Annotated in this window: 5 protein-coding genes; 3 read left to right on the top strand and 2 right to left on the bottom strand. The window is 70.4% G+C overall.

Features of this window, described 5'->3' with window-relative positions; translation table 11 throughout:
- Positions 1-152: 152 nt before the first annotated feature.
- Positions 153-749, bottom strand: a complete 597-nt coding sequence (locus tag JHD21_RS21045; RefSeq protein WP_292679414.1) for a hypothetical protein — start codon at positions 747-749, stop codon at positions 153-155.
- 39 nt (positions 750-788) lie between these two features.
- Positions 789-2840, bottom strand: coding sequence for an APC family permease (locus tag JHD21_RS21040; RefSeq protein ID WP_292679412.1), 2052 nt, complete (start codon positions 2838-2840; stop codon positions 789-791).
- A gap of 76 nt (positions 2841-2916) precedes the next feature.
- On the opposite strand from JHD21_RS21040, the gene JHD21_RS21035 reads away from it, so the two are divergent.
- The 3 genes from JHD21_RS21035 to JHD21_RS21025 all read left to right on the top strand — a co-directional run.
- Entirely contained in the window at positions 2917-3564 is a 648-nt protein-coding gene (locus tag JHD21_RS21035; RefSeq protein ID WP_292679415.1) for a TrkA family potassium uptake protein, read from the top strand.
- Position 3565: 1 nt separating this feature from the next.
- Positions 3566-4240, top strand: coding sequence for a TrkA family potassium uptake protein (locus JHD21_RS21030; protein ID WP_292679410.1), 675 nt, complete (start codon positions 3566-3568; stop codon positions 4238-4240).
- A 10-nt stretch (positions 4241-4250) separates the two neighbouring features.
- The coding region (locus tag JHD21_RS21025; RefSeq protein ID WP_292679409.1) for a hypothetical protein at positions 4251-4439 on the top strand (189 nt) is incomplete at its 3' end.

The following is a 4439-nucleotide window of genomic DNA, read 5'->3' as shown; positions in this document are numbered from 1 at the left end:
CCTCGGGGGCGGGGAGGCGCACGACGCAGTGACCGCCGTGGGCGACCGGCCCCACGACGGCGTCGAACCGCTCACCCACGCGTGAAGCGCCGCGTGCGGACCGGGCCCGCGGTGCCCGCCGGCCTCGGCCCCGCCCTCTGCCAGCGATGAGGTCAGCCGATGAACGTCAGCTGCGCGGCGCACTCGTTGCTGCCGTGCAGCCTGGACGACACGTAGCCGTAGCCGGCGAGCAGCTGGTCGGACGGGCTGACCGCGGAGAAGCCGACGTGCTCGATCTCGCCGGTCGGGCCGCTGGTCGACCCGAGCTCCCGGGGTCCGTCGAAGACGTCGAGGTCGCCGTCATCGCCTCCCCCGGGGTTGGCGTCGAAGGCGGCGTTGTCGACGCTGGTCCGGATCTCGAGGAAGGCCTCCACCAGCCCGCCGCCCATGTCGACGCAGCGCAGCGTGATGGTGAACGGGGCCGACTCGTAGACCGTGACGGGCACGGCCCCCAAGGGTGCGGTCGCCCGCGCGTCGGCGACCACGGTCTCGACCGACGGCACGGTCCCGAGCGAGGACTCCTTGATGTCCTTGCCCTTGATGCCGTTGTTCTTGACGTCCGAGGACTTCACGGCCTGGGCCTTGATCTGCTTGGAGCCGACCGAGTTGGGCGCGAGGCCGGCGGCGACGGCGACACCGCCGCCGAGCACCAGCGTGAGAGCCGTCGCCGAGGCGACGTTCGCGAATGACAGGTGGCGTCGGAGGTTCATCCCGGCACCCTAGTGGCTCCGGGCGGCCGCGAGGCCAGGTCAGCGAGGGACCTGGCGGTCGTCCCCGCGGTCCGAGACGTTGCCTCGGCGCAGGTCGCCGGGGCGGACCCGCAGGTCGTCGCGCAGCTCGCGCTCGCGGGCGATCTCCGAGGACCGCAGCTGGTAGGGCACCGAGGTCACCATGACGCCCGGCGTGAACAGCAGCCGTCCCTTGAGCCGGAGCGCCGTCTGGTTGTGCAGGAGCTGCTCCCACCAACGACCGACGACGTACTCGGGGATGTAGACCGCCACCACGCCGCGCGGGTTGGCGGCCCGGATCTCGGTGGCGTAGTCGACGATCGGCCGGATCAGCTCGCGGTACGGCGAGTAGAGCACCTTGAGCGGCACGTCGATGTTGCGCTCGTCCCACTCCTCGAGCAGCCGGCCGGACTCCTCGCTGCTGGTGGACACGTGCACGCCCTCGAGCACGTTCGGACGGGTCGCCTTGGCGAAGGCCATCGCCCGCAGCGTGGGCTTGTGCAGCTTGGAGACCAGCACGATGGCGTGCACCCGGGTGGGCATCACCTTGTCCTGGTCGACTGCGGCGAGCTCCTCCTCGACGCTGTCGTAGTGCCGCCGGATACCGCGCATGATCAGGAAGAAGAAGACCATCGCCAGGATGGCGATCCAGGCGCCGGCGAGGAACTTGGTGATGAGGACGATCACCAGCACCACGGCGGTGAAGGTCAGCCCGATCCCGTTGATCACGCGCGAGCGCTGCATCCGCCGGCGTTCGGCGGGGTCCGTCTCGGTCGCCAGGTGCCGGGTCCAGTGCCGGATCATCCCGAGCTGGCTGAGGTTGAACGAGACGAACACCCCGACGATGTAGAGCTGGATCAGCCGGGTGACCTGCGCGTCGAAGGCCAGGATCAGGGCGACCGCCATCACCGCGAGGAAGACGATGCCGTTGCTGTAGGCCAGCCGGTCACCCCGCGAACCGAGCGCCCGGGGCGCGAGGCCGTCCTTGGCCAGGATCGAGCCGAGCACGGGGAAACCGTTGAACGCGGTGTTCGCGGCGAGGACCAGGATGACCCCGGTCACCGTGACGACGAAGTAGAAGCCCGGCGCGAAGTCGCTGAACACCGCGTCGGCGATCTGGGCGATCACCGGGTTCTGGTCGTAGGCGTCGGTCAGGGGCTCACCGTCACGGCTCAGCTGGTCGAGGTGGTGCGGGTCGACGTAGCGCAAACCCATCTGCTTGGCCAGCACGATGATGCTGACCATCATCGTGATCGCGATCAGGCCGAGCAGGAGCAGCGTGGTCGCGGCGTTCTTGCTCTTGGGCCGGCGGAACGCGGGCACCCCGTTGGAGATCGCCTCGACGCCGGTCAGAGCCGCGCAGCCTGAGGAGAACGCGCGCGCGAGCAGGAAGAGGAGACCCAGTGTCGTGAGCGAGTCGACGTCGCCCACGTCCGGGTCGGGAGTGATCGTGAGCGCGGCGCTCTCCACGTCCGGGAGGTCGCCCATCGCGAGCCGCAGGAACCCGAAGGCGCACATGCCGAGGATGGCCAGCATGAACGCGTACGTCGGGAACGCGAAGAACGTCCCGGACTCCCGGATCCCGCGCAGGTTCATCGCCGCCAGCAGGAGCACGGCCGCCGACGCGACCGTGGCCTCGTGGCCGGCCAGCGCCGGGACCGCGCCCGCGGCGTACTGCGCACCCGACGAGATGCTCACCGCGACGGTGAGGACGTAGTCCACCAGCAGCGCGCTCGCCACCGTCATGCCGGCGGTCCGACCCAGGTTGACGGTGGCCACCTCGTAGTCGCCGCCCCCGCTCGGGTAGGCGTGCACGTTCTGGCGGTACGACGCGATCACCGCCGTCATCACCAGCGCCACGGCGATCGCGATCTTCCACGACCAGACGTAGGCGCTGGCCCCGGCGAGGGCCAGCATGATGAAGACCTCGTCCGGCGCGTACGCGACCGAGGAGAGCGCGTCGCTGGCGAAGACCGGCAGCGCGATCCGCTTGGGCAGCAGCGTCTCACCCAGCTGGGAGCTGCGGAGCTTGCGTCCCAGCAGGATCCGCTTGGAGACGTCTCCGGCACCCACGATCGGCAAGGCTAGACCCGCTGGCGCACCAGCACCGGCATCGGGCCGATACCGTGGGCGGGTGCACGTGGTGATCATGGGATGTGGCCGGGTCGGTTCGACGCTGGCGCGCAGCCTGGAGGACCGCAACCACACCGTCTCCGTGATCGACAGCGAGCCGGACGCCTTCCGGCGGCTGGGGCCGGGTTTCAACGGCGACAAGGTGACCGGCTACGGCTTCGACCAGGCCGTGCTCGAGAAGGCCGGCATCCGGCGGGCCGACGCGTTCGCCGCGGTCTCCAGCGGCGACAACTCCAACATCATCGCGGCCCGGGTGGCCCGCGAGACCTTCGGCATCCAGCAGGTCGTCGCCCGGATCTACGACCCGGGCCGCGCCGAGGTCTACCAGCGGCTCGGCATCACGACCGTCGCCACGGTGAAGTGGACCGCCGACCAGGTGCTCCGCCGGCTGCTGCCCGCCGGTGCCGAGCCGGACTTCCGAGACCCGTCGGGCACCGTCCGTGTCGACCAGGTGCCCGTGCCCGAGGTGTGGGTGGGTCAGCGCACCGTGCTGTTCCAGGAGCAGACCCGCAGCCGGATCGCGTGGATCGACCGCCTCGGCGAGGGGATGCTGCCCAACCGGGAGTCGATGCTCCAGGAGGGTGACGTCATCCATCTCGCCATGCGCGAGGCCGACGCCGCCAGCGTGTTCGAGGTCATCGCCGCCGGACCGGAGGAACGCTGACATGAGGGTCGCCATCGCGGGAGCCGGAGCCGTCGGTCGCTCGATCGCCCGGGAGCTCATCCAGAACGGCCACCAGGTGCTGCTGATCGACAAGAACTCGGAGTCCATCAAGCCCGAGCGCGTCCCCGACGCCGAGTGGCTGCTCGCCGACTCGTGCGAGCTCTCCTCCCTGGAGGAGGCCCGGCTGGACAAGTGCGACGTGGTCATCGCGGCGACCGGTGACGACAAGGCCAACCTGGTCACCTCGCTGCTCGCCAAGACCGAGTTCGGGGTCCCGAGGACCGTCGCGCGGGTCAACCACCCCAACAACGAGTGGCTGTTCAGCGAGGCCTGGGGCGTCGACGTCAACGTCTCGACACCGCGGATCATGTCCGCGCTCGTGGAGGAGGCGGTCACGGTCGGCGACCTGGTCCGGCTGTTCACGTTCCGCCAGGGCAACGCCAACCTGGTCGAGATGACCCTGCCCACCGACTCCCCGTACGTCGGCAAGCCCACCGGCCTGATCCCGCTGCCCGAGAACTGCGCGCTGGTCACGATCCTGCGCGACGGCCAGGTCTACGTGCCCGACCCGGAGCAGCCGGTCGAGGCCGGCGACGAGCTGCTCTTCGTCATCCCCGAGGACAGCGAGGACGAGCTCGAGCAGCTGCTCGCCCCCAACGAGCACGGCGGGGCGTAGCCGAACCTCGGTGGTCGCGGAGTCGCGCGCTCCGGTGGTCGAGGAGGCGCGCCAGCGCCGTCTCGAGACCTCGCACGCTGCGGCTGGGGCGCAATCACCCGGTGTGCTCGGCCGGTCCGAGAGCTCGCGTGGCGGCCGCGCGCTTACCCGACCGACGCTCGCCGTCAAGGATGCTTCGCACCGCTTCGCGGCGCGCTTC

It is taken from the genome of Nocardioides sp. (assembly GCF_016462705.1).
Taxonomy (GTDB): Bacteria; Actinomycetota; Actinomycetes; order Propionibacteriales; family Nocardioidaceae; genus Nocardioides.
The sequence above is the reverse complement of the archived record's forward strand: the minus strand, read 5'-3'. Positions and strand labels throughout refer to the sequence as shown.